Raw genomic sequence first — 25,256 nt, 5'->3', positions numbered from 1 at the left:
CATGGATCTCGGACTCACCGACAAGGTGTACGTCCTCACCGGCGCCAGCCGCGGGCTGGGCTTCGCCGTCGCTCGCGAACTGGTGACCGACGGGGCCAGGGTGGTGGTGGCCGGCCGCCACGAGAGGCACGCGGCCGAGGCCGCGGCGGAGCTCGGTCCGCACGCGGCCGGAGTCGGTGTCGACAACGCCGACCCGCGGGCACCGCAGCGGCTGATCGACACCGCGCGGGAACGGTTCGGCGGCTTCGACGGCATCCTCGTCAGCGTCGGCGGGCCACCCGCGGGCCGCATCGCGGACCACACCGACGCACAGTGGCAGGCGGCCTTCGAGTCGGTGTTCCTGGGTGCGGTGCGGCTCGCCCGGACGGCCGCCGCGGAGCTGACGGCCGGGGGTTCGATCGGGTTCGTCCTGTCGATCACGGCGTACGAGCCGGCCCCCGGGATGGTCATCTCCAACGGACTGCGGCCCGGCCTCGCCGGGCTCGCCAAGTCGCTCGCGGACGAGCTGGGCCCACGCGGCATCCGCGTCTTCGGGCTGCTGCCGGGACGGATCGGCACGGACCGCATGCGGGAGCTGGACGGCCTGTCCGCCGATCCCGCGGGCACGCGGGCCGCCAACGAGTCCCGGATTCCGCTGCGGCGGTACGGGACGCCGGAGGAGTTCGGACGCGCGGGCGCGTTCCTGCTGTCACCGGCGGCCTCCTACCTCACCGGGATCATGCTCCAGGTGGACGGCGGCCAACGGCGCGGATTCTGACCACTCCGAGTCGGCTCGCTCGCCGTCAGGCCCGGCGCGCGTAGGACGCGAGGCGGTCGGCGAGTGCGGCGACGAGGTCGCGCAGTTCGTCGGGGCGCTCGATGACGAACGGCCGGTCGAGTGCGGCGAGCACCGGAGGCAGCCAGTCGAGCCGCTCCGCCCGCAGCTCGACGCGCAGCCAGCGCTCGGCCGTCCGGTCCCGGGCGGCCGCCGGCTCGTACTCCTCCAGGGTCGCGACGCCGGCGGGAAGACGGGCGCGGATCTGCTCGGCCGTCCCGTGGATCCGCAAGGTCACCTCGTGCCGGTACTCGGCCGTGGCGAACCCGGACAGTACGCGCTCCGCCGGACCGGGCCCCTCAGGCACCTCGAAGGAGCCGGGCAGGGTCCGCGCGTCCGCGATGCGGTCGAGCCGGAAGGTCCGGTCCGCGCCGATCGAGGCGTCCCTGCCCGTGACGTACCACCGGCCCGCGTGGGCGACGATCCCGTACGCGTGCAGCGTGCGCTCGCTGCGTCGTCCGTCGCGGTCGGTGTAGCGGATCGAGACCGGCCGGCGGTGACGTACCGCGTCGGCGACGGTGAGCAGCACCCCGGCGTCCGGGGTGTCGAACTCGCCGGGCCGGTCCGTGAAGGCGAGGGCCTCCAGGAGGGTGTCGAGCCGGCGGGCGACGTGCTTGGGCAGCACCCGCCGGATCTTCGCCGATGCCGTCTCGCTCGCCGTGAGCTCCGTCGTCGTCAGCCCGGCCCGGCGGCCGGCGACCAGGCCGAGCAGCACGGCCAGCGCCTCGTCGTCGCCGAGCATGAGCGGCGGCAGACGGTACCCGGGGGCGAGCCGGTACCCGCCGTAGCGGCCGCGCACCGATTCCACCGGCACGTCCAGGTCGATCAGCTGATCCACGTACCGCCGCACGGTACGCCCTTCGACACCGAGCCGGCCGGCGAGTTCGGCCACGGTCCGGGTGCCGCCCGACTGGAGCAGCTCCAGGAGGGTCAGCACGCGGCCGGTGGGTCGGGACATGGACACAACCTAACGCGAATACCGGACCGATTCTGTCCGCTATTTCTCCTAGCCTCGGGGTGCACGCCTTCAGCACAGCCAAGGAGATCCCATGGACTTCGTCTCGATCCGTATCATCACCGGCGACGTGGCGCGCCTCGTCGAGTTCTACGAGCGCGCCACGGGGGCGCGGGCGTCGTGGGCCACCGAGGACTTCGCCGAACTCAGGACGGCCGGCGCGACCCTCGCGATCGCCGGTACCCGTACCGTCCCGCTGTTCGCCCCGGGCTCCGCCCGCCCGGCGGAGAACCACAGCGTGATCACCGAGTTCCTCGTCGACGACGTGGACCGCGTCCACCAGAACCTGAAGGGCTTCGTCGGCGACTTCGTCACCGAGCCCACCACGATGCCCTGGGGCAACCGGTCGTTGCTCTTCCGCGACCCCGACGGCAACCTCGTCAACTTCTTCACCCCCGTCACCCCGGCGGCCGTCGCGAAGTTCGGGCGCTGACGCCTCGGCTGTGGCCTCAGAGGGATGCCAGCCAGGCCGCCGTGGCGTCAGGGTGGGCGAAGCGGTGGGTGTGGAGAGGGGCGAAGCGGGGATCGGCGACCCGGCGCTCGATCTCACGGCCTCGGGCGCCGTGCTGGGACCAGGCCCACCAGGCCGGATGTTCCCGGCTCAGCCACCCCGACCAGGTCTCCCTGTTGCCGCCGAAGAGGGCCTCGCGCGTGACGGTGCGCCGGACGGACCGGCGCAGCACGCGGGGCATGACGACGCGTCTGGGATAGTCCAGCCAGATCACGGTGTCGGCCCGGCCCCACAGCAGGTCGCGGACTTCCGGATACCCGAGTGAGTCGATGATCCAGCGAGGCCCGGCCGCGAGCCGTGCAACGACCTCGGCCAGTTCGCTGTTGACGGCCCAGCCGGGGCCGTTGAAGTACATGGCATCCATCTCGTGGTAGGGCAGGCCCAGACGGCCGCTCAAGGTCCGGGCGAGCGTGGACTTGCCCGCACCGGTGACACCCACCACCAAGATCCGTTCCACCGGTGCACCCTATCCCGCAGCCCTCCCCTGCTGTCTCCCGCGCGCTCCCCTGAGTACCGCTACTCATGCCGCCCCGCGCCGGGGCGGGGACGATGGGGTGTGTCGGCGAGCGGGCGGGAGACGGGGGACACGGCCATGGGCAGATTTCTCGGGGCGGTGGCGGCGGTCGTGGCCGCGGGCGCGGCGTTGGTCCTCGCGTATGTGGCGGGGGCGCCGCCCGCGGTGGTGTTCGCCGTGGGGGCGGGGGTGCTGAGTCTGCTCTGGCTGCTGCTCCTGCTCACCCTGCCCTGGAACCTGTACTTCCGGGCGCATGCGGTCCTCGCCGAGATCGCGGTCAGCCGGGAGAAGGGCATGACGGTCCCGGCGGCCCGGGACGCCGAAGCCGCGCGCATCGCCCGCGCGATGCTCCGGGCGGCGGTCGCGGGGCACGTCCTGACGGCTGCGGTCGTCGTCGCGGTCACCTGGGCGACGGGCGAGTTCACGGGGTACTGGTTCGCCGCGTTCTTCCTGCTGAGCACCTTCTTCCGGCCGGCCGGCGCGTACTTCGGCCAGCTCCGCAGGCGCCTGGGAAGCCTCCTCAAGGACGTCACGTATCCGCGGGACGACGTCGTCGAGCTGCACGCCCGGCTGAACCGCGCCGAGGCCGGGACGCGGGTCCTGGAGGAGAAGGCGGAGGAGCAGTACCGGGCCCTCGCCGAACTGCGGCGTACCGTGGACGCGTTGGCCCTGAGCTCGTACGAGCGGGCCGAGCAGGCGGACCGCAGGATCGTGGCGCTGGGCAGGCAGTTCGAGTCCACGGTGAACCGGCTCACCGACAATCAGGAACTCATCGCGGGCGTCAAGGCGTTCCTGCGACTGCTGCACTCCACCGACGCCGCCGACGGCACCCCGGCCTCCGGGTGACCGGCCGCCGCCTGCGCCCGCACTGTCTAGGGTTGAGGCATGGACGCCAGTACAACACCCCCCGACCCGGCCGCCGTTGACCCCGCGGAGCTGCTCGCCGACCCGTACGCCGGGTACGCCCGGCTGCGGGAGGCCGGGCCCGTGCACCGGGTCGCCGGCACCGACGGGCTGCCGGCCTGGCTGGTGACGCGGTACGAGGACGTGCGGCAGGCCCTGGCCGACCCGCGGCTCTCCCTCGACAAGGCCCACGCCAAGCCCGGCGGTTACCGCGGGCTCGCGCTGCCGCCCGCGCTCGACGCCAACCTGCTGAACATGGACCCGCCGGACCACACCCGCGTCCGGCGCCTGGTGTCCCGGGCGTTCACGCCCCGCCGTATCGCCCTGCTGCGCGAACCCGTCCGGGTCACCGCCGACGCGCTGCTCGACGCGATGGCTCCCCTCGGCCGTACCGATCTGATCGCCGCCTACGCGGCACCGCTGCCCATCGCCGTGATCTGCGAGCTGCTGGGCGTGGCCGAGGGGGACCGGCCGGACTTCCGGTCCTGGACCGACGCGCTCGTCGTCCCGGACCCGGCCCGGCCCGAGCGGACGAAGGAGGCCGTCGGGGCGCTGCTGGCCTTCTTCGCCGGGCTGCTCGCCGGCAAGCGTGCCGAGCCCGCCGACGACCTGCTCTCCGCCATGATCGCCGTACGGGACGAGGAGGACCGGCTCAGCGAGGACGAGTTGATGTCGCTGGCCTTCCTCATCCTGTTCGCGGGGTACGAGAACACCGTCCACCTGATCGGCAACGCCACGCTGGCCCTGCTGCGGAACCCAGGGCAGCTGGCCGCGCTGCGCGCGGATCCGGACCTGCTCGGCCCGGCCGTGGAGGAACTGGCCCGCTACGACGGGCCCGCGCCGCTCGCCATCCGCCGTTTCCCGACCGAGGACGTCACCATCGGCGGGGTCACCGTTCCGGCGGGCGAGACGGTGCTGCTGTCCCTGGCGGCGGCCCACCGCGACCCGCGCCGCTTCGCCGAGCCCGACCGGCTCGACCTCGGCCGCGACGCCACCGGGCACCTGGCCCTCGGGCACGGCATCCACTACTGCCTGGGCGCACCGCTGGCCCGGCTGGAGACCGAGATCGCCCTCGGCGCGCTCCTCGAACGCTTCCCCCGCCTCGAACTCGACGTCCCGGTCGACCGGTTGGAGTGGCGTCCGTCGATGCGCACCCGCGGACTGCGCGCCCTGCCCGTGCGCTACTGAGCAGGCCGGCGGGCACGCCGCGGCCCCCCGGATGCCGCCGCGTGGACGTCTCCGGGGGGCCGCGCTCCGGCGTGAACCGCCGTCAGGTGCTGCTGCGCCGGCGGGCCGGTGCGCGGGAGGCGGACTTCGGCTCCCGGGGCAGGGGCTTCGGCGGTGCGGTGTCCCTGGCGTCGAGCACTTGGTCGCCGTCCCTGGCGTCGAGCACCCGGTCGCCGTCCCCGGCGTCGGGCACCCTGTCGCCGTCCTCGGTGGCCAGCACCTGGTCGCCGTACAGGTCCTGCAGCCAGTTGGTCTGGTAGATGGTGTCGAGGTAGCGCTCGCCCAGGTCCGGTGCGATGGCGACCCCCGTGAGGTCACGGGCGTCGTGCCGCTTCAGCCAGTCCGTCGCGCCACTGACCACGGTCCCGGTGGAGCCTCCGAAGAGGAAACCGTGCCGGGCCATGCGGTGGCACATCCGGATGGTGTCCGGCTCCTCCACCCGGATCACCTCGTCCACGAAGGCCTCGTCGAGCAGCGGCGGGCGCATGCTCATGCCGAGGCCCGGGATCATCCGGCGGCCCGGCTCGCCGCCGAACGCCACCGAGCCGGCCGCGTCCACCGCGACGATCCGCACCGGACGGTGCCACTCGCGGAAGTAACGGGCGCAGCCCATCAGGGTTCCGGTGGTGCCCGCCCCGACGAACAGCACGTCCAGTTCGGGGAACCGGCGGGCGATCTCCGGGGCGGTGGTGCGGTAGTGCGCCATCCAGTTGCCCGCGTTGGTGTACTGGCTGAGCCACACGTACCGGTCGTCCGACGCGCACAGCGAGCGGACGTACTCGATCCGCGTGCCCAGGAACCCGCCATTGGTGTCCTGGTCGGCCACGATGTGCACCTCGCTGCCGAGCGCCTCCATCAGGAGCCTGGTCGACAGGTTGCAACGGGAGTCCGTCACACACAGGAACCGGTAACCCTTGCTCGCGGCGATCATGCTGAGCGCGACGCCGAGATTGCCGGAGGAGGACTCGACGAGGACGGAGTCCGCTTTCAGGATTCCGTCCCGCTCGGCCTTCTCCACCATCTCGTTCGCGGCCTTCAGCTTGATGGATCCGGCGAAGTTGAAGGCCTCGCACTTCAGGTAGAGCGGGTGTCCGCAGATCGACTCCAGGTCGACGTAGAGATCGCCCTCGTTGAAGGCGTAGGGAGCGGAGATGACAGGCACGGCGGGCCTCCTGGTGCCGGGCCGAGGACGACGGCCTCAGCCGTAGCGGCGCAGTTCGTGGAAGAAGTCATCGATGAGACAGAGGTCCCCGGCCCGGGACACCTCGTCGTAGACGTACTTGCCGACGGCGAGGTCGAGGACGCCGAGTCCGAAGGGCGAGAAGATCACCGGGCGGTCGGGCGGTGGTGCGGCCCGGCCCGACATGACGTCGCCGAGGGTTCCGTTGAGGAAGTCCCGGTTTCCGGTGAGCTGTTCGGCCAGATGGGGTGACGTGTCGGCCTTGAGGCAGTGGTCGACGTCGTCGACGAAGTTGGCCGCGCCCATGAGGACCTCGGGGGCGAGGTCGCGCAGGGACACGTGCAGGACCAGCGGATTGTGGGTGAACCAGGCCGGGTCCGTGACATGGGGTTGGCCGGCGATGGTGGCGAAGACCACGAGGTCGCTGCCGCGGACCAGGTCCTCGGCACTCTCGTGGACGGTGATCCGCGCGCCGGTGCCGGTCTGCTCCAGGTAGCCGCGGAAGCCGCCGGCGCTGTCGGCGGACAGGTCGTGCACGCCGATCTCGTCGAAGTCCCAGCCGGTGCCGGCCAGGAACGTGTGGATGTAGCGGGCGATCAGGCCGGTGCCGAGGAATCCGACCCGGGTGGGGCGGGTGCGGTTGCGGCTGAGCCAGTCGGCGGCCAGGGCGGCGGAGGCCGCGGTCCTGGTGGCGCTGATGATCGAGCTCTCCAGGCAGGCGAACGGGTAGCCCGTGTCGTGGTCGTTGAGGACGAGCACCGCGGAGGCCCGCGGCAGCCCGGCGCCCACGTTCTCCGGGAAGCTGGAGATCCACTTCAGGCCGTCCACCTGGACCGTCCCGCCGAGGGAGGCCGGCAGCGCGATGATCCGCGAGGTCGGCCGGTCCTCGAAGCGCAGGAAGTACGAGGGCGGGTTGACCGAGTCCCCGGCGTCGTGCAGCCGGTAGACGGTCTCGACCAGCTCCACGAGGTCCTTCTCGCGGCCGCTCAGGGCGCGCTGCACCCGCTCACCGGTGACCACCGCGAAGGTCGGCGCGGATCCCCGCTCGGGGCCGGCCGCCCGGGCGGCCGACGACAGTACATCGGTCATCGCTCGCTCGCCTCCAGTGCCGGGCAGTCATCGGTCGGCCGGACGGGCTCGCCCATGCCGACCAGCACCTGCCGTTCTCCGCTGAACGCCTCTCTGCTGTGCGCGGTGCGGATGTTGTCCACGAGCAGCAGGTCGCCCTGGTGCCAGGGGTCGCGCCGGGTGTGTGCCTCGTAGGTGCTGTTGATCAGCTGGACGACGTCCTCGCCGATCGGGGTGCCGTCGCCGTGGCGGGTGTTGAACGGCAGTCCGTCCGCGCCGTAGACGTCGACCAGGTACTCGCGCACCTCGGGTGCGAGGGTCCACTCGTTGAGGAAGGCGATCTGGTTGAACCAGCAGCGGCGGCCGGTGCGGGGGTGCCGGACGACGGCGTTGCGGCGCTGTTCGGTGCGCAGGGTGCCGTCGGGCTGCCAGGTGAAGTCGATGGCGTTGGCCCGGCAGTAGCGCTCGATCTCGGCGTGGTCACCGGTGCCGAAGGACTCCGTGAGGCTCGCGCCGATCTCGTCGGTGTAGGAGCGGGTCAGGATCCAGCCCTCCCGCTCGAACCGTTCGACGAGCCCGGCGGGCAGCGCCCGCAGCACCTCCTCGGCGTCGGCCACCGCCGTCGCCCCGCCCTGCTCGGGCGCGGTGAGACAGGCGAACAGCATCAGGCCGGGCGCCTGGAGCCGGTAACTCAGCTCGTGGTGCATGCACATGGGCTGGTTGGCCGGCCAGGGCGTGGACGCGTACACGCCGGGCCGGTGGGTCTCGCGGGGGGCGAAGGCCTCCCGCTCCGTCATGAGTTCCCCGGCCAGGTGTCCGAAGACGGCACCGGCCTGGTCGGTGTCGCGGAGTCCGAGGCCGCGGACGACCAGTGCCCCGTGCTCGGTGACCTGGGCGCGCAGCGACTCGCGGTGCTCGGCCGCCCACTTCGGTGGGTCGTCGGGGGGATCGACGCACAGCAGTGCCGGCTTGTCCGGCCGCAGCTCCACATCGAGCGGTGATGCCAGGGAGGAGAACGGCATCTCGGGTTCCTTTCGGTCGACCGCCTGGGGTGTGACGGGTCAGGAGGAAGTGACGGGGAGGACGGTGGTCAGGACGGCCTGCGCGGCCTCGGCGGGGCGGGTGCGCAGGAAGTGGTGGCCGCCGTCGGCGAGTTCGTGCACCTCGACGCGGTCGGCCAGGAGCAGCCAGTCCCGGTGGTGTCGGGCGTGGCCGGCGGTGTGCGGGTCGTCGGCGGCGACGACCACCGAGACCGGGGCGGACACCTTGACGGGCGGCGGGGCTTCCAGGGCCGTGCCGAAGTAGCGGTGGGCCGCGTCGCAGTCGTGCCGGTAGGCGGCGGCGATGTGCGCGGCGTGCCGCGGGTTCAGCTCGGCGAGTTCGGGGTGACCGCCGTCCGCGGCGAGGCGTGCCGCGATCTCGGCGTCGCTCAGGTGCGCCAGTTCGGTGACGGCGGTGTGCCGTTCGGCGGCGGTGCCCAGCAGTTGCGCGGCGAGGAACAGCCGCTCCACGGGTACGCCCCGCTGCTGGAGCCTCCTGGCCGTCTCGACGGCCGGTGCGGCTCCGGAGGAGTGGCCCCAGAGCATGACCCGGGTCAGTCCGCGTGCCGTGATCTCGGCGGCGACCTGCTCGGCCACCTCCTCGACGGGCGCGAACGGTTCGGGGGGTGCGGCGAGGTTGTGGCCGGGCGGGTCCACGGCGAGGACGGTGAGGCCGCTGCCCGTCAGGGCGCTCGCCATGGGCTGGTAGTTGACCGCGTTGCCGCCCGCGTACGGGAAGCAGACCAGGGCGCACTCGGGGGTGCCGGTCCCGTCCGCCAGGGTCAGCAGCAGTTCCGGGTGCTGCCGTGCCGGGCCGTCGAGGAGGGCGGCCAGGTCGGCGAGGACGGGGTGCCGGGTGATGTCCTTCAGGGACACCGCGCGGTCGAGGGCGAGGCTGAGCTTGACCGCGGTCAGGGAGGTGCCGCCGGAGTCGAAGAAGTGGTCGGTGCGGCCGACCTGCTCCTCGGGCACACCCAGCAGGTCGGCCCAGGCCGCGGTCACTCTCCGCTCGGTCGCGCTGAGTCGACCCGCGGCCGCCCGGTGCGGGGCGCCGGTCGCCCGGTGTGCCTCGCTGACGGGGGCGGCTTCGGCCAGCTTGGTGAGGGCCTTCTTGTCGATCTTGCCGTTGGCGGTCAGCGGAAGGCTGTCCTGCCAGTGGAAGGCCGAGGGCACCATGTAGACGGGCAGCGCCGCGCCGAGCGCCTCGCGCAGGGCCTCCGGCCGCTGCCGGCCGCCGGAGTAGAAGGCGATGAGCTGCTTGCCGCCGCCGGACCGCTCGGCGACGACCACCGCGCCGTCCCGTACGCCGGCCGCCCGCAGCAGGCAGTTCTCGATCTCGCCGATCTCGATCCGGAACCCGCGGATCTTGACCTGGCTGTCCCGGCGGCCGAGGAACTCCAGCTTGCCGCCGGGGTGCCAGCGACCCCAGTCGCCGCCGAGGTAGAGCCGTTCACCGGGCCGGTACGGGTCCGTGCGGTACGCCTCCCGGGTGCGCTCGGGGTCGTTGACGTATCCGCGGCCCACGCAGACTCCGGAGAAGGCGATCAGTCCCGGGGCGCCCAGCGGTACCAGTGACAGGTGCTCGTCGACGACGTGGACGCGGACGTTGTTGACGGCCCGGCCGAGCAGCACCCGGTCGGGCACCTCCCTGAGGAGTTCGTGGTTGGTGTCGTCGGAGGTCTCGGTCAGTCCGTAGGCGTTGAGCAGGCCGATGCCCGGCTGGACCGCCAGCCAGCGCTGGACCAGTTCCCGTTTGAGCGCCTCGCCGGTCACCGACACGTACCGCAGGTCCGGCAGGGTGCGCGGGTGCTGCTCCAGGTAGGAGACGACGACCTCCAGGTACGACGGCACGAGCTGGGCCACGCCGACCCGGCCGCGCTCCAGGGTGTCGGTGAACCGTGCCACGTCCGTGATGACGTCCTGCTCGACCAGCAGGGTCCGCCCGCCCGCCAGCAGCGGGGCGACGAGCTGCCACAGGGAGATGTCGAAGCACTGCGGGGCGGTCTGCGCGACCACGGTCCCCGCGCCGATCTCCAGGTCGTCGATCTTGGCGTGGAGGTGGTTGAGCAGGCCCGCGTGCTCGCACATCGCGCCCTTGGGCTCGCCGGTGGAGCCGGAGGTGAAGTAGATGTAGGCGAGTTGACCGGCGTCGACGCGGATCCCGGGGTCGTCGTCGGCGTGCGGTTCGGCGTACGCCGTGTCGAACGGCAGCTTTCCGACGTCCGGCAGGGCGGCCAGCGCCTCGTCGAGGGTGCCGGTGCTGCCGGGCTCGGTCAGGGCGATCCGGCATGCGGCCCGGGAGAGGGTGGCCTCGATGCGCCTGGCCGGGAAGTGCGGTTCGATCGGCAGGTACACGCCGCCCGCCTTGAACACCGCCAGCACCGCCGCCAGCCAGTCGAGGGTGCGCTCGGAGACGACGGCGACCACGTCCTCCCGGCCCAGGCCCCTGGCCAGCAGGGCGCGGGCCAGCCTGTTGGCGCGGCGGTTGAGTTCGTCGTACGTCCACTCCCACGTGCCGTGGACGGCCGCCACGGCCTGCGGATGCGCCCGCACCCGCTGCTCGAAGAGTTCGTGCGCGCGGGCGTCCGGCAGCGGGCGGTGCGGCCCGGCCAGGCCTTCCAGCTGCTCGTGCCGTTCCTCGGCGGAGAGCAGGCTCTGCCGGGTGTGGTCGGCGTCGGGGTCCGCCGTCAGCAGCCGCAGCGCGGTCAGGTGGTAGCCGCCGATGCGGGCGGCGGCCTCGGCGTCCAGGACGTCGGTGCGGTACCGCAGGCGCAGCGTCAGCCGGTCGTCCCGGTCGGACCAGCGCACGTGCAGGACGCCGTCGTCGGCGTGGCTCTCCTCGGTGCCGAGGGGACCGCAGACGACCTCGTACGGCGGCTCGGTCAGCCCGAGTTCGCGCCGCAGCTCGGCCACCGAGTGGTCGCGGTGTGCCAGCACCTCCGCCTCGGCGTGTGCGGCGGCCGGGAGCAGGGCCGCCCAGCTTCCGGAGGGGACGGACACCCGGCACGGCAGCGGTTCGCCGCCCGAGCCGGTGGCGTGACCCGTGACCACCTCCGGCTCGCCGGAGAGCGCGGCCAGCACCTTGAGGTGGGCGGCCAGCAGCACGGTGCCGGCCGACAGGCCCTGCCGCGCGGCCAGTTCACGCACCTCCCGCGTCACGTCGTCCGGCAGCGGTATGTCGTGCCCGGCCGTTCCCGGCGCCGGTTCCCGGGCCCACCGGGGTACGGCGGTGGCGCCGCCTGCGGTCAGTGTCCGGGTCCAGAACTCCCGGTCCGTCTCCACGCGCGTTCCCATCGAATGGCCTTCCTCAACTCACCGTCGCCGTGGCGGCGTCGGCTGCTGTCGTGACCCGGGCGGCGCCGGCGGTCCTGCTGCCGCCGTCCGGCATGTCCACCGCGGGATTGCCGCCCCACCGGGCGTTCGGCGGGACCTCCTCGCCCTTCATGAGGAAGGAGTCGGCCTCGAGCACCGCGCTGTCGCCCATGGTCACGCCGTAGTGCACATGGGCGGCGACGCCCAGCGTGCAGCCGGCGCCGAGCGTGGTGACGTCGGACTTGAAGGTGCCGTCCTCCTGCGAGTGGCACTGGATCTTGCTGCCCGCGTTGAGGGTGCAGTCGTCGCCGATGGTGGCGAGGGTCCGCTCGGTCAGGTAGCAGCCGTCGTCGAACACCCTGCGGCCGATGCGTACCCCCAGCAGCCGCCAGACCAGGCTCTTGAACGGGGTTCCGTTGAAGATATTGAGGAAGTGGTCCGGCACCTTCCACAGCCGTTCGTGCCACCAGAAGTACGGGTCGTAGATGGAGCACAGCCGGGGGCGCAGCGCGCGGAAGGAGGCCAGGCAGCGCTCCACCAGGACGAAGTAGGCGGCGGAGAAGGCGAGGGTGAGCGCCAGGTAGCCGCCGATCACCACGTGGCCGACCACGCCGTACAGGTCCACGGAGGCGAGACCGAACAGGGTGAGCGCGAAGGTGTGCAGCCAGCGCGCGAACAGCATGAGCGCCATGGAGCACAGGTTGTAGCGGTTCTTCGCGGCCAGCCGGCGGCGGAACGTCTCGCCGGTCCGGAGATGGTCGAAGCCGGCGTCGCGGTCCACCGAGCGGGGGATCTCGAAGCACGGTGAGCCGAGGAGCCCCACGCCTTCCCGGATCTCGCCGTCGAGGGGAACCATCACCTTCGTCGCGAGCAGGCAGTTCTCCCCGGTCCTGGCACCCGCCGGGTAGGCGATGTTGTTGCCCAGGAAGTTGTGCGCCCCGATCGAGGCCCGGGACAGCCGGAAGGACGTGCTGGAGAAGTCGGCGTTCAGGACGGAGAGGCCGTCGGCCACCATCGTCCCGCTGCCGACGCTGACCAGCAGCGGTGTCTCGTGCTGCACTTCGGTGCCGAAGTTCGACCCGGTCTGCTCGACCCGTGACAGGTCGTATCCGATGCCGCGGAGGTAGCCCACGATGTAGGAGCTGTCGCCGAAGAGCCAGGCGAAGAACTTGATGTTCGTCATGCGGGCCGTGGTCCGCTGCAGCGCGTAGTGGAATCCGTAGAGCGGATAGACCTTGTCGGGCTTGACCAGGAGGCCCAGCAGGCGCGGCAGGGTGCACAGGGCCGCCAGCCCCAGGACGAGGAACCCGAAGAAGAGCACGGCGGAGAGCAGCAGTGCGTCGGGGAGGAGTTCGGACCAGCCGAGCGCGACCGTGGTCGGGTCGAGTCGCTTGCCGATCACCGGTACTTCGGTGAACAGCATGTAGGCGCCGCCGACGGCCAGCGGGACGTACAGGAAGATCAGCTGAAGCAGCGTGCCGAGGGCGAACCAGGCGCGGCGCAGGGTGCCGCAGCTCGCCGGGGCGACCCGGATGTAGTCGGTGCGGGTGGGCTCCGCGGGGGATCCGTGCCAGCGCTCGCCGTCCGGGACCGCCTGGCCGCGGTGCAGGGCGGAGGAGTGGCCGAGCTGGGCGCCGTGGCCGAGGGCGGTGTCGATGTCCAGGACGGTCTTCTCGCCGACGAAGGCGTTCGCACCGAGGGTGATGCGGCCGGTCTGGATCTGTCCGGCGTGCGCCCGGTAGCCGAGGAAGAAGGAGTCCTTGCGGATCACCGTGCCCGCTCCGATGGTCAGCAGGTCGGTGCAGACGGGAACGGAGTGGGAGAGGATCGTGACGCCCTTGCCGATCCGTGCGCCGAGGGCCCGCAGGTACAGCACGTACAGCGGGGTCCCGGTGAGGAAGACCATCGGGTTCGCGTGCAGCAGCACCTTGACGAACCAGAACCGGAGATACGTCAGGCCCCAGACGGGGAACTCGCGCGGTCGCCAGCGTCCGACGAGCACCCATTTCGCGACGAGGGGGAAGACGCACATCGCCACGAACGCGCCGCCTCCGAAGAGCAGCGACCGCAGATAGACGTCGGCCAGTCCCTTGCCGGAGGCGATCCACTCGTATCCCGCGGCGGTGACGAATCCGGAGACCAGGGAGTAGCCCAGGAAGACCAGCAACTGGAGGGTTCCGCAGACCAGATGGTTCCACCGGGCGGCGCGCGGGCCGGGGGCCGGCGACGACTCGGGCGGGGGCGGGACGGGCACCGGATCGGCGGGAGCGGGGGTGGTCTGGCCGAGTGCCGCCGCCAGGCTCTGGATCGTGGGGTACCGGTAGATGTCCCGCATGGACGGCGACGGAAGGTCTGCGGCCTTGCGTATTCGGGCGCAGAACTGGGCCATGACCAGGGAGTTGGCGCCGAGGTCGGTGAAGAAGTGGCTGTCGACCGGGACGGTCTCGGCGTCGAGGAGGTCGGCCAGTGCCTGCGCGAGCCTCCGCTCGGTCCCCGCCCCCCTGGGGCTGGTGCCGGTGAGGGCGACGGCAGGTTCATCCGGCTCCGAAACGACCTCGGAGGACTGTTCCACCATGCGATCTCCTGGAGAACGTGGATGTTCCTGATCACGAACCGGCGGATTCAGTTTGTCCGGATAAGGGCGCTATCTGCCACTTGTCCCATGGGCAGGAACGAGTGCCCGGCATGAGCCGTCAGGCCTGCATTCCCTTGGTTTCACGCCCGGAAGGGGAGCGTGCGAATCACCCGAACGGCCGCCCCCCGGCCGGCAGCCCCCAGCGCGGGTACCGGCATCGGCCGAGGCATCGGGCCATGGCGTGCGGTGGTCGTCCCCGGATCCGTGCCGCGCCGGCGGGCGTCCTCACCGGCGGCGCATGGGCACGGATCCTCAGGTCACGTCAGTCGTGGGCACCGTCCGCCGCCGCGGCGGTCTCGTGCGCCGCGATGCCGACGAAGCGGCGCACGGCCTCCATGGGCATGTCGAGCCCCTCGGAGGCGGCGCGCTCGTCACCGAACACCTGCACCGCCTCGGCGACGGCCACCGCCAGTTCGGCCTCCGCCTTGCGGACCTTGACCTCGGCCTTGTCCACGGTGTCGACCACCGCCAGCTGGCGGCGCTGCTTCTCCTGGAGCCGCTGCTTACGGGACGGCGTTCCGCCAGAGTTCTGCACAGTCACGACCAAGATCATATGCGGGCCCGTGCACCCGCACGAAATCGGCAACCGCGGCCTCCCGAAGCCCTCTTCACTCCCGCGTCAGGCCGTCAGTGTCGCCCACACCGCGTGGCCGCTGGTGAGCCGCGACCGGTCGACGCCCCAGGAGTCGGCGAGCTGCTCGACGAGCAGCAGCCCCCTGCCGCCCTCGTCGTCGGGGCCGGGATCGCGCCTGGGCAGACCGCGGCCGGAGTAGTCGTGGTCGTGGATCTCGAGCCGCAGGCATCCGTCGGCGACGAGCCCCATGCCACACAGGATCCGCACGCTCAGCGTGTGGATGACGGCGTTGGTGGCCAGCTCCGACACGAGCAGCACCGCGTCCTCGCACAGCTCGCGGGAGAGTCCCCACTCGGTGAGCCGGGCTCTCACGGAGCGGCGGGCGACTCTGACGCTGGAACGGTGCGAGGGCAGCTCGATCCAGTGCGCACGGTCGGGCGCGTCTACGTCTAACAGGTCGCGGGGGGTAGTCGCGTGGGGGGACACGATGGCTGCCTTCCGTAAGGCGGGCGCGGCGGAGAGCGGGCTGAGCAGGCAGAACGGGCGGAGCAGAGCGGCAGTGCGGCCAGGACCGGGCAACGGCCGCACGGGGAGCGGGGCATCGCCGGTGATCGTGACCGCGATTTACTCAAGTAATCATGCGCGCATGCGAGTTCAGGCTGCAACCGACTCCCTGATAATTTCAGCATGCCGGTATCGGTCTGGCCGCTGCAGCAAGTGCCTGTCACACTCGACCGGGTGACAGTCCCTCAGGAGGTAGGGCGTGAGCGAAGGCCGTTCGAACGCTGGGAGCACCAGTGCGCCCACCGTGCTGCGCATGATCCTGGGCCGCAGGCTCCAGGAGCGGCGCCAGGGAGCGGGCGTGTCACTGGAGGACGCGGCGCGGGCGCTTCGGGTCACCCCCCTGACCATTCGCCGGCTGGAGAAGGCGGAGGTCACGCTCAAACCCCTCTACGTGGAGAAACTGCTCGAGACCTACGGTGCCGACCGGCAGGAGCGGGACGAGTTCGTCGCCTTCGCCGAGCGGGCCAACGAGCCCGGCTGGTGGCACACGTACCGGGATGTGCTGCCCACCTGGTTCAGCGCCTACGTGAGCCTGGAGACCGGCGCGACGACCCTGCGCACGTACGAGCCGCACTACGCCACGGGGCTGCTGCAGACCCGGGAGTACGCGCGCCACGTGCTCAGCGGTGGTTTCCCCAACGACAGCGACGAGGACCTGGAGCGGCGGGTGAACCTGCGGCTGCGCCGTCAGGTCCTGCTGGAGCGCTCCGACGCGCCGACGCTGTGGGTGGTGATGGAGGAGGCCGTCCTGCACCGGGTGGTCGGCGGGCCCGAGGTGATGCGGGAGCAGATCGAACGGCTGCTGGAGGCCTCGGAGCTGGCGCACGTCAGCGTCGACGTCGTCCCGTTCACCGCCGGTGCCCATGTGGGCGTGTGCGCCCCGTTCACCTACTTCCGGTTCGCGGAGCCCGAGCTGCCGGACGTGGTCTACACCGAGGTCCTCTCCGGCGCGATGTACCTGGACCAGCGCTCCGACGTCGTCGCCCACCTGGAGGCGCACAACCGCATGTCCCTGCTCACTTCGGACGCGCAGAGCAGGGCGCTCCTGAACCGCATGCGCAAGGAGTACTCATGACCACCTTCGACACCTCCTTCGACGGCAGTGTCCACGACGTGTACAACGGCATGCCCGCGTCGGACCTGGGGGAACAGGGCTGGGAGTCGCCCTGGAGCGGGCCCAACGGCGGTCAGTGCGTACAGACGAAGCAACTCGCCGACGGCCGGATCGCGCTGCGGCAGTCGACGGATCCGGCCGGCCCCGCGCTGATCTACACCCCGGAGGAGATCACCGCGTTCGTCGCGGGGGTCAAACGGGGCCTCGCCGACCACCTGACCACCGGCTGACCTCTCCCCCACGCTCCCCCCTCTTGAAAGGTTCAGGATGACCAACTCGCACGCGGCGCGGGACATCGACACCAGCAGGCCCCACTCCGCCCGCATGTACGACTACTACCTCGGCGGGAAGGACCACTTCGAGGTGGACAAGCAGGCGGCCGAGACCGTGGCGGCCGCCTACCCGGGCATCTTCGTGTGCGCTCGGGAGAACCGTGCCTTCATGCACCGGGCCACCCGTGTCCTCGCCCGCGAGCACGGCATCCGGCAGTGGCTCGACATCGGCACCGGCATCCCCACCGAGCCGAACCTGCACCAGGTGGCGCAGTCCGTGGTCCCCGACGCACGGGTGGTGTACGCGGACAACGACCCGCTGGTGCTCAAGTACGCCGAGCGCCTGATGCGCAGCACGGCGGAGGGCCGTACCACCTACATAGAGGCGGACGTCAACGACCCGCAGACGCTGCTCGACGCCCCCGAACTGGCGGAGGTCCTGGACCTCGGCCGGCCGGTGGCACTGTCCCTCAACGCCCTGATGCACTTCGTGACGGACGCCCAGGACCCGTACGGCATCGTCGGCCGGCTGCTCGACGTGCTTCCCTCGGGCAGCGCGCTCGCCCTGAGCCACTGCACGCCCGACTTCGACCCGGACACCTGGCAGAAGGTCACCGACATCTACAACAACGCCGGAACCCCGGTGCAGTTCCGCTCGCGGGCGGACGTGGCGCGGTTCTTCGACGGGCTGGAACTGCTCGACCCCGGCGTGGCCGTCGGCCACCACTGGCGCCCGGACACCGACCCGACCGCCACCGACGCGGAGGTCAGCCTGTGGACCGGGGTGGGCATCAAGCCGTAGGGCCACTGCGAGGGGGGAGCCGCCCCTGGGCTGTCGTACCGCATGGGGGTGCGGTACGACAGCCCGGGGGTGTCAGGCGATGTGGTAGCTGTCGCCGTACACCTTCCAGTCCAGCGGGGTGTTCAGGCACAGGTTGCCCTTGTTCAGGAAGACCCGCTGCTCGGTGTCGACCCGGGTGGTGTCGCTGTGCGCCTCCTCCTGCTTCATGGCCCACACCCGGGCGTCGAGGAAGGCGTTGAGGTACGTCGTCTCGTTGCCGCCCTGCGCCGGCGGCTTGGCCTTGCCGAGGGCGCGCTTGCGTATGTTGCGGAAGCTGGTGGCGTCGTCGCCGTCGCCGTGCATGACGATGGCGTCGTAGTAGGTGAACTGGCCCAGCGTGCCCAGCCCGTCCGTCTTGCCCTGCTGGACGGCCGGGTTGAAGTACACGCGGTCGCGTTCGTCGTTCTGCGCCTGCTGGAACGCGGTGTCCTGGGCCGCCTTGCGCCAGTCCGCCGGGAAGTTCGGGTCCAGGCCGCTGTGCGAGTCGGTGCCGTTGACCCGGCGCAGGGCGGGCAGGTACTTGGCGAGCACGTTGCCGGGCTTGCGGTCGGTGTAGAGCTGGACGAGGTCGAGCATGTCGCCGGTGCCGGAGCAGAAGCCGATGATCCCGGCGGTGTAGCCGCGGCCGTCGCCGATGTCCTCGATGTACTTGTACTGCGCCTTCCAGTCGAGCGAGGAGTTCTCCGCGCTCGACACCAGCTTCATGGCGATCTCCTTCTTCGCCGGGTCGTCGAGGCCCACGCAGCCCGCGGCCGTCGCGGCGGCGGAGGCGTGCGCCGGGCGCAGCAGCACGGCTCCTGCACCGACGGCGGACGCGCCGAGCAGGGCGAGCAGGGTGCGGCGGGAGGTCAGGACGGGGTTCGTCGTGGTGGTGTCGTTCGGGTTCCGCACAGCGGCTCCAGTGGGGGGTTGAGGTATTTCACCGATAGGAAGGTTTCCTATCAGTTGAGCCCACTGATGTGTACCCGTCACGCAGAAAGTTCGTAGAGTCGAACAAGTCCGCCGGTGCGGTCCGGCTCGGCCGACACGGGTCAGCCGGTGGCGGTCCAGGCCCTCGGGCCGATGCCGCGCCACTCGATCAGCTCGGGGTCGTCGACCGTCGTACTGGCCTCGGGCAGGCCCGCACGACGCAGGAACTCGACGATGTCGAGCAGGTGGTACGCGATGCCGACGTACTCTCCGCGAATGGTGACCCGCCGGCCGCCGTCGGGGCCCGGCGGCTGCACGATCACAGGCGCGCCTTCCATAGTGTCCGGATGCCCCCGAGCGGCACGGATCATGCGGCGGCCCCACTGTTGGACGCCCCCGAAAGGCGGAGCCCCGCAGACGGGGCCGGAATTCGGTGGTTGGCCGAGAGTTTCGGGGGGCGGAGTGACGGGAGGGTGTTTCGGTGCATCCGATACGCGCCAATAACCGCGGTGCGGGGCGCCGGGACGACGTCCGCCGCCGGGTCCGTGCGGCGGCCCCGACGCAGCACCGGGTACTTGCGTGTTTTGCCGGCCGATTACGCCTTCACGTGCCGGTTACACGATCTTCACAGCACGCGTGCTTTCGGTCACACGGCGTGTCGGGCCGGCCGCCCGGGGCAGACGCCCGTGCGCGGGGCTGCCTAGCCTCCCCGCCATGCGATCACCACTGATGAGACGCTTCGGCCTCGGCACCGTCCTCGCCCTCGCGCTCGCCCTGTTCGGCCTGGCCCCGAGCGCGAACGCGGACCCGGCGCCGGCCGAGCTCACCTTCGCCACCAGCGCCGCGACCACCACGCCCGGCGGCACGGTGAACCTGTCGATGACGATCACCAACAACAAGACCTACGACATCTGGTTCGTGTACCAGACGATCGACCCGACCTACCTGACCACCCAGCGCCCCGACCTGAAGTACAGCTTCACCGGCTGCAGCCTGGCCGCGTCCGACGGCACCGCCACCGCCTGCTCCGGCACCGGGCCCACCGACCTCGGCACCGACTACGGCGCCACCATCCCGCCCGGCCAGAGCCGCACCGTCACCCTGGCGCTCAGCGTGGCCGCCGACTCCGGCTGCAACGGCAACATCGGCTTCTACTCGTACTACTACGCCGAGTTCAGCGACTCCACGAACACGAGCGGCGGCCCGGTCTACACGCCCGAGACCCGCATCCTGTGCGCCTGACGGACTGTCGGGGATGACCTGAAAAGGCCCGCGATCAGCCGATGATCCGGGGCCGGGCCCGCTCGCCCCCGTCGAGGGCCCGGCCTGCACCGCGGACGGAAAAACGGCCAACTCGGTTCCATCTAAAGCCTGTTGGTCGTCTGCTCTTTTCCGTCATGTTTCGCAACGCGACCACGAAAGCTACACACAGACACCACTATGTGACGCGACGGATGCGTCGACGACTGGCCTCTCAGAGGGAAGCCGGCGCCGGCGCAAGGGGGTGCGTCCGCTCTGCGGAGCCGTACTCACCCCTGTCCGGGGAGGGGACTTCACCGCATGAAGCGGACCATACGCACGACCGTGCTCACGGTCGGTGCGCTCATCGCCGCGCTCGGCCTGCCGGCCGGCACGGCCCACGCGGACGACGCACCCAGAATCGACTTACGGGTACTGCTGGTCAGTGACGGCGGCCCGTCGACCGCCGCCATCGCCGCCGAACTGACCGACGAGGGCACACCGTTCACCGAGATCGACCTGACGCAGTCCGGGCGGCAGGTCATTGACGCGGGCTTTCTCGCGGACACCGTCGACGGACAGGCGCGCGCGAAGTTCCAGGCCGTGGTGCTGCCCAACGACAACCCGTTCGCGACCGGTTCGAGCGAGATGGCGGCACTCACAGCGTACGAACAGGTTTATCAGATACCCCAGGTCGATGCCTATACCTACGCACGTCCAGAAGCCGGCTTGCAGTATCCGGTCGGCAGCACCGGCTACTCGGGCAGCATCGACGGCGCCCGGGCCGACGTGACCGCCGCCGGCACGTCGGGCCCCTTCGGCTACCTCGACGGCACGGTCCCCTTCGAGGACAACGACCCTTCCGTCGCCGAGAGTTACGCCTACCTCGCGCAGCCGGCGGCCGGCGCCGACTTCACCCCCTACGTCGAGGCGACGATCCCGGGAACCTCCACCAAGGGCTCCCTGGTCGGCGAGTACCGGCACGACAACCGCCGTGAACTCGTCGTGACCTTCGTCTACAACGAGTACCAGGAGCAGTTCCGGCTGCTGGCCCGCGGCATCGTCGAGTGGATGACCGGCGGGGTGCACCTGGGCGCCTCCCGCAACTACTTCGCCGTGCACGTGGACGACGTGTTCGCGCAGGACGACCGCTGGAACAGCGAACTCAACTGCACGCCCGGCGACGTCGACTGCACCGACTCCGGCGCCACGGCCGACCCGATCCGGATGACGTCCGCCGACGTCGACTACGCGGTGGCCTGGGAGCAGAGCAAGAACTTCACCCTCGACCTCGCCTTCAACGGCTCCGGCAGCGTCGACCAGCGCGAGGACAACAACGGTGCCGACGAGCTCGCCGACAAGCTGACCGCGGACAAGAACGACTTCCGCTGGATCAATCACACCTACACGCACGCGTTCCTCGGCTGTGTGCAGAACACCACCGTGGTGCCCTGGGTCTGCGAGACCAACGCCGACGGCAGCACCAAGTGGGTCAGCGAGAACGACATCTCCGACGAGATCGCCAACAACCGGGTCTGGGCCGAGACCAACGGACTCCCCCTGGAGAACGACGAGTTGGTCACCGGCGAGCACTCGGGGATGCGGATCCTGCCGCAGCAGCCCGACGACAACCCGAACCTGGCGCCCGCCCTCGCCGCCAACGGCATCGACTGGCTCGGCTCGGACAACTCCCGTGACCCGCAGCAGCGTCAGGTCGGCGCGGCCGAGACCGTGCCCCGCTACCCGATGAACATCTTCTACAACGCCGCCAAGGCCTCCGAGGAGGTCGACGAGTACAACTGGCTGTACACCAGCCGTGCCCAGGGCGGCAGCGGTGTCTGCGAGGACAACCCGACCACCACGACCTGCCTGCCGGCGCCGCTGGACACCAGCACCGGCTACACCGACCAGATCGTGCCGCTGGAGACCCGGATCGACCTCGGGCACGTGCTGTCCAACGACCCGAGGCCGCACTACATCCACCAGTCGAACCTGACCGAGGACCGCATCGCCTACCCGGTGCTGAACGGCGTACTCGACGGCTACCAGGCCCTGTTCGCGGACAACACCCCCGTGGTGAACCTGCGGTTGAAGGACATCGGTACCGAGCTGAAGCGCCGGGCGGACTGGCAGACCGCGCTCCAGGCCGGCCAGGTCACCGCCTACCGCACCGGCGACACCGTGACCGTCGAGGCACCGGCCGGACTGGAGGTCACCGCGACCCTGCCGACCGGGACCACGGTGGGCGGCGCCGCGTTCGGCTCGGCGTACGCGGGCGCGGTCTCCGGCTGGACCCCCTCGGCCGGCTCCGCGCTCACCCTGACCCTGCCCGCCACCCCAACCGCCTCGGCGGAAACGGCGGGCAGCTCCACCGCCCCGGCCACCGATCCCGCGCCCGGCACCCGGGTCCCCGCGGGTGTGACCGAGTCGGTACCCGCCACCATCGGCAACTGAACGGCGCTCCGCAGCACAGACGACCGAACCGAGAACCGCACCGCGGTCCCGGCCGCCCACCCGGCGGCCGGGACCGGCACGACCACCCCACACCTCGGCCGTGGAGCACACCGATGCCCGTTCCCCATGGCGCGCCCAGCATCCGTACTACGCGCGTCACCCTGCTCACCGAAGGCACCTACCCGCACAGTCACGGCGGCGTCAGCGTCTGGTGCGACCAACTGGTGCAGGGCATGCCCGACATCGACTTCGACGTGGTCGCCGTCACCGGCACCGGACGCGAGCCCGTCGTCTGGAACCTGCCCGCGCATGTCTCGCACGTGTGGTCCGTGCCGATGTGGGGCGACCCGCCCGCGGGCCGCGCGCCCCGGGGCCGGGCCCGCCGGGAACTCGCCGACGCCTACGGCCGGTTCCTCGCCGCGCTGCTCGACCCGCGGGAGGAGGACGGCTTCCCGGCCGCCCTCTACGCCATGGCGCGCGCCGCGGCGGACGGCACGCTCAGCCCGTTCCTGCGCACCGACCCGGCGATCACCGTCCTGACCTCGCTGTGGAACCGGCCCGGCGTCGCCGTCCGCGAGGCCCGGCCCACCCTGCACGACGCGCTCACCGCGACCGCGCTCCTGGAACACGCGCTGCGTCCGCTGACCGCTCCGCTGCCCACCACCGGCGTCGCACACGCGGTGAGCGGGGGCGTCGCCGCGCTGCCCGGCCTGGCCGCGCTGGAACGGCACGGGGTCCCGCTGCTGCTCACCGAGCACGGCGTCTACCTGCGGGAACGCTACCTCGGCTACCGCACCGCGCCCTACCGGTGGCCGGTCAAGGCGGTCGTGCTCGGCTTCTTCCGGCTGCTGGCCCACGAGTCCTACCGCAAGGCGGCCCTGATCACCCCGGGCAACCGCTACAACCGGCTCTGGGAGGAGGAGGGCGGCGCCGATCCGGAGTCCATCCGCACCGTGTACAACGGCGTCGACCCGGCCGCGTTCCCGGCGGCCGGACCGGAGCCGGAGGTGCCCACCCTCAGCTGGGCGGGCCGCGTGGACCCCATCAAGGACCTGGAGACCCTGATCAGGGCGTTCGCGCTGGTCCGTGCCCAACTCCCGGACGCGCGGCTGCGGTTGTTCGGCGGCACACCCCGGGGCGGCGAGGCGTACCGGGAGCGCTGCGAGGCGCTGGCCGCCGAACTCGGGCACGGCGACGCCGTCACCTTCGAGGGCCGCGTCGACGACATCAAGGACGCCTACGCGGCCGGCAACGTCGTCATGCTCTCCAGCATCAGCGAGGGCTTCCCGTTCACCCTGATCGAGGCCATGTCCTGCGGGCGGGCCACGGTCTCCACCGACGTCGGCGGGGTCCGGGAGGCCGTCGGCGACACCGGGCTGGTCGTCGCGCCCCGGGACCCGGCGGCGATGGCCGCGGCCGCCCTCGAACTGCTGGGCGATCCGGCGCGCCGCCGGGCGATGGGCGAGGCGGCCCGGCTGCGGGTGATCGAGCAGTTCACGCTCCGGCAGACCATCGACACCTTCCGTGCCATCTACCTCGAACTACCCGGCCGCGCACGGGAGCCGGCGGTCGAGCCGGCCCCGGCCGAGCGGTCCGCGGAGCCGGTCACCGGGAGCGTGGCCCGGTGAGCGGACCGATGTCCCTCGAACCCGGCGGCTCCGAACAGGAGACGCTCGCCCTGCGTCTGGCCGAGCCCCGGCCGCCACGCCGCCGCCGGCCGCGCTGGGCCCTCGACGACACCACGCTGACCATCCGGTTACCCCGGCGCGGCCCGGACGAGGACGCGGTCAGCGAACTCGCCGCCGAACTCGCCGACCGCATCGGCCCCGCCGTCCACCCCTACGAGGTGGCCGCCCTACTGGAGTCGGAGGGCCTGTCGGCCGCCGTGATCAACGAGCGGTACGGCCACCCGAACCTGTTCTCGCTCGCCTCCGCGCTCTACGAACGGGTGCCCAGGACCTTCCCGGAACCCGCGCCCGCGGCCGACCCGTGGCGCCCGGACACCGTGCGCTGCCTGCTGCGGGGCGTGCTGTTCGCGCTGCCCGGACTGGCCTATCTGCTGACCGCGCCGCTGTGGAACGCGGCCGGGCAGGCCCCGGCGCTGATCGTGGCGGGGCTGGTGTCCTGGGCCTGGGGGCAGGCCCTCGGCCACCGCGCCCATCTGCGGATGGCGACCGGCCGGCACGAGGCAGGCCGTACCCTGCTGCGCGGTGCCCCGGTGGGGGCGGTGCTGGCGACGGGGGCGGCCGCCGTGGTCGCCGGGGGCGGGCCGGTGGTGCTGGCCGCGGCGGCCCAGTCGGGCTACCTGGCCGCGGCGGGCGTGCTCCTGGTACTGGCCCGGGAGCGGCTGCTGCTGGCCGCGCTCGGCCCGCTGATCGCCGGTGCGGCCGTGCTGCCCTGGTGGGAGCCGGGCCGTCCGCTGCGGGCGGGGCTGCCGGCGCTGGCCCTGGCCGCCACGCTCGGCGTCACCGCCTGGGTCCTGCGGCGCACCCTCGCCGTCCCGGCCGCCGCCACGGCGGGCCGTCCCAGGGTGCTGTGGTCGCTGCCGTACGGCCTGTTCGGACTGGCCGCCGGGGTGCTGGTGCTGCTGGAGGGGCTCCGGGAGCCGCACGCGCCGTACGCGGTGATCGTGCTGACGGTGAGCATGGGGCCGGCGGAGTGGCTGCTGTACCGCTACCGCGGGCTGTCGGTCGCCGCGCTGCGCGCCACCGCCACCCCCGCCGCGTTCCTGCTGCGCTCGGCGGGCATTCTCGCCCTCTGCCTGCTGCTGTACCTGCTGCCGCTGCTGCCCGCCGCCCTGTTCACGGGCGCCGACCCGGCCGCCCTGCTGCTGCTCGCGGCCACCCTGTGGACCGCGCTGCTGCTCCAGGCGTTCGGCGCGGCCTGGCCGTCGGCCGCGCTCTGTCTCACGGCCGCCGCCGTCGCCGGCGCGGTCACCCTCCTCGGCCTCCCCGGGGCCGGCCTCGCCCTGCCGCTGTGCTGCGGTGCCACCGCGCTGTGTCTCGCGGTCTGCGCGCTGGCCCTGCTCGGCCGCCCCGCCCCGCACGGATAGTCACTCCCCCCACGCACA

The 25,256-nt window shown here is 71.8% G+C and carries 22 protein-coding genes; 11 read left to right on the top strand and 11 right to left on the bottom strand.

Translation table 11 applies throughout. From position 1 onward, the window contains the following. The first annotated feature begins 1 nt into the window (after position 1). Positions 2 to 757 carry an SDR family oxidoreductase gene (locus ABT137_RS37170; RefSeq protein ID WP_351715673.1) on the top strand — a complete coding sequence of 252 codons (756 nt, stop codon included), beginning with the start codon at positions 2 to 4 and terminating at the stop codon, positions 755 to 757. Positions 758 to 782: 25 nt separating this feature from the next. Here ABT137_RS37170 and ABT137_RS37165 read toward each other — a convergent pair whose 3' ends face one another. After that, positions 783 to 1,772, bottom strand: coding sequence for a helix-turn-helix transcriptional regulator (locus tag ABT137_RS37165; RefSeq protein ID WP_351715670.1), 990 nt, complete (start codon positions 1,770 to 1,772; stop codon positions 783 to 785). A gap of 91 nt (positions 1,773 to 1,863) precedes the next feature. On the opposite strand from ABT137_RS37165, the gene ABT137_RS37160 reads away from it, so the two are divergent. After that, positions 1,864 to 2,262 carry a VOC family protein gene (locus ABT137_RS37160; RefSeq protein WP_351715668.1) on the top strand — a complete coding sequence of 133 codons (399 nt, stop codon included), beginning with the start codon at positions 1,864 to 1,866 and terminating at the stop codon, positions 2,260 to 2,262. Positions 2,263 to 2,278: 16 nt separating this feature from the next. On the opposite strand, the gene ABT137_RS37155 is transcribed toward ABT137_RS37160, so the two are convergent. Beyond that, entirely contained in the window at positions 2,279 to 2,797 is a 519-nt protein-coding gene (locus ABT137_RS37155) for a P-loop NTPase family protein (RefSeq protein WP_351715667.1), read from the bottom strand. A gap of 135 nt (positions 2,798 to 2,932) precedes the next feature. Between ABT137_RS37155 and ABT137_RS37150 the strand changes: the two genes are divergently transcribed. Together ABT137_RS37150 and ABT137_RS37145 are read left to right on the top strand one after the other, a co-directional pair. Further along, positions 2,933 to 3,700, top strand: coding sequence for a hypothetical protein (locus ABT137_RS37150; protein ID WP_351715664.1), 768 nt, complete (start codon positions 2,933 to 2,935; stop codon positions 3,698 to 3,700). 39 nt (positions 3,701 to 3,739) lie between these two features. Continuing rightward, positions 3,740 to 4,945, top strand: coding sequence for a cytochrome P450 family protein (locus ABT137_RS37145; protein WP_351715662.1), 1,206 nt, complete (start codon positions 3,740 to 3,742; stop codon positions 4,943 to 4,945). 82 nt (positions 4,946 to 5,027) lie between these two features. Here ABT137_RS37145 and sbnA read toward each other — a convergent pair whose 3' ends face one another. From sbnA to ABT137_RS37110, 7 genes are all read right to left on the bottom strand, one after another. Next, a complete protein-coding gene (gene sbnA / locus ABT137_RS37140) occupies positions 5,028 to 6,146 on the bottom strand; it encodes a 2,3-diaminopropionate biosynthesis protein SbnA (protein ID WP_351715660.1) in 1,119 nt (372 codons plus the stop codon). 36 nt (positions 6,147 to 6,182) lie between these two features. Then, positions 6,183 to 7,253 (bottom strand): 2,3-diaminopropionate biosynthesis protein SbnB, encoded by a 1,071-nt coding sequence (gene sbnB / locus ABT137_RS37135; RefSeq protein ID WP_351715658.1) that lies wholly within the window; start codon positions 7,251 to 7,253, stop codon positions 6,183 to 6,185. Continuing rightward, the gene (locus tag ABT137_RS37130) at positions 7,250 to 8,254 is read right to left on the bottom strand and encodes a TauD/TfdA family dioxygenase (protein WP_351715656.1); all 1,005 of its coding nucleotides are present in this window, start codon (positions 8,252 to 8,254) and stop codon (positions 7,250 to 7,252) included. The genes sbnB and ABT137_RS37130 overlap by 4 nt, the downstream gene beginning before the upstream one ends. 39 nt (positions 8,255 to 8,293) lie before the next feature. Next, positions 8,294 to 11,566 (bottom strand): non-ribosomal peptide synthetase, encoded by a 3,273-nt coding sequence (locus ABT137_RS37125; protein WP_351715654.1) that lies wholly within the window; start codon positions 11,564 to 11,566, stop codon positions 8,294 to 8,296. Positions 11,567 to 11,579: 13 nt separating this feature from the next. After that, complete coding sequence (locus tag ABT137_RS37120; RefSeq protein ID WP_351715653.1) at positions 11,580 to 14,159, bottom strand: Pls/PosA family non-ribosomal peptide synthetase; 2,580 nt, start codon at positions 14,157 to 14,159, stop codon at positions 11,580 to 11,582. A gap of 322 nt (positions 14,160 to 14,481) precedes the next feature. Then, positions 14,482 to 14,760, bottom strand: a complete 279-nt coding sequence (locus ABT137_RS37115; protein WP_351715651.1) for a hypothetical protein — start codon at positions 14,758 to 14,760, stop codon at positions 14,482 to 14,484. Positions 14,761 to 14,838: 78 nt separating this feature from the next. Then, the gene (locus ABT137_RS37110) at positions 14,839 to 15,279 is read right to left on the bottom strand and encodes an ATP-binding protein (protein WP_351715649.1); all 441 of its coding nucleotides are present in this window, start codon (positions 15,277 to 15,279) and stop codon (positions 14,839 to 14,841) included. 277 nt (positions 15,280 to 15,556) lie between these two features. Here ABT137_RS37110 and ABT137_RS37105 point away from each other — a divergent pair, with 277 nt between their 5' ends. From ABT137_RS37105 to ABT137_RS37095, 3 genes are read left to right on the top strand one after another with little or no spacing between them, the layout of a single operon-like run. Further along, positions 15,557 to 16,432: a Sco1979 family transcriptional regulator gene (locus tag ABT137_RS37105; protein WP_351715647.1), complete on the top strand. Its 876-nt coding sequence runs from the start codon at positions 15,557 to 15,559 to the stop codon at positions 16,430 to 16,432. Beyond that, on the top strand, positions 16,429 to 16,701 hold the full coding sequence (locus tag ABT137_RS37100) for a DUF397 domain-containing protein (protein ID WP_217545234.1): 273 nt from the start codon (positions 16,429 to 16,431) through the stop codon (positions 16,699 to 16,701). Before ABT137_RS37105 ends, ABT137_RS37100 begins: the two co-directional genes overlap by 4 nt. Before the next feature lie 37 nt (positions 16,702 to 16,738). After that, positions 16,739 to 17,545 (top strand): SAM-dependent methyltransferase, encoded by an 807-nt coding sequence (locus tag ABT137_RS37095; protein WP_351715645.1) that lies wholly within the window; start codon positions 16,739 to 16,741, stop codon positions 17,543 to 17,545. 72 nt (positions 17,546 to 17,617) lie between these two features. On the opposite strand, the gene ABT137_RS37090 is transcribed toward ABT137_RS37095, so the two are convergent. Both ABT137_RS37090 and ABT137_RS37085 read right to left on the bottom strand, forming a co-directional pair. Next, entirely contained in the window at positions 17,618 to 18,475 is an 858-nt protein-coding gene (locus ABT137_RS37090) for a chitosanase (protein WP_351715644.1), read from the bottom strand. Positions 18,476 to 18,615: 140 nt separating this feature from the next. After that, the gene (locus ABT137_RS37085) at positions 18,616 to 18,831 is read right to left on the bottom strand and encodes a hypothetical protein (RefSeq protein ID WP_093508481.1); all 216 of its coding nucleotides are present in this window, start codon (positions 18,829 to 18,831) and stop codon (positions 18,616 to 18,618) included. A 376-nt stretch (positions 18,832 to 19,207) separates the two neighbouring features. Here ABT137_RS37085 and ABT137_RS37080 point away from each other — a divergent pair, with 376 nt between their 5' ends. The 4 genes from ABT137_RS37080 (at position 19,208) to ABT137_RS37065 (ending at position 25,238) form a co-directional block, all read left to right on the top strand. Then, positions 19,208 to 19,735, top strand: coding sequence for a hypothetical protein (locus ABT137_RS37080; RefSeq protein ID WP_351715642.1), 528 nt, complete (start codon positions 19,208 to 19,210; stop codon positions 19,733 to 19,735). A 318-nt stretch (positions 19,736 to 20,053) separates the two neighbouring features. Next, on the top strand, positions 20,054 to 22,186 hold the full coding sequence (locus ABT137_RS37075; protein WP_351715639.1) for a hypothetical protein: 2,133 nt from the start codon (positions 20,054 to 20,056) through the stop codon (positions 22,184 to 22,186). 113 nt (positions 22,187 to 22,299) lie between these two features. After that, complete coding sequence (pelF, locus tag ABT137_RS37070; RefSeq protein WP_351715637.1) at positions 22,300 to 23,814, top strand: GT4 family glycosyltransferase PelF; 1,515 nt, start codon at positions 22,300 to 22,302, stop codon at positions 23,812 to 23,814. Next, positions 23,811 to 25,238 carry a hypothetical protein gene (locus tag ABT137_RS37065; protein ID WP_351715635.1) on the top strand — a complete coding sequence of 476 codons (1,428 nt, stop codon included), beginning with the start codon at positions 23,811 to 23,813 and terminating at the stop codon, positions 25,236 to 25,238. The genes pelF and ABT137_RS37065 overlap by 4 nt, the downstream gene beginning before the upstream one ends. Positions 25,239 to 25,256 lie beyond the last annotated feature (18 nt).

Source organism: Streptomyces sp. NPDC001980, from assembly GCF_040296885.1.
Lineage (GTDB): Bacteria > Actinomycetota > Actinomycetes > Streptomycetales > Streptomycetaceae > Streptomyces.
The sequence above is the reverse complement of the archived record's forward strand: the minus strand, read 5'-3'. Positions and strand labels throughout refer to the sequence as shown.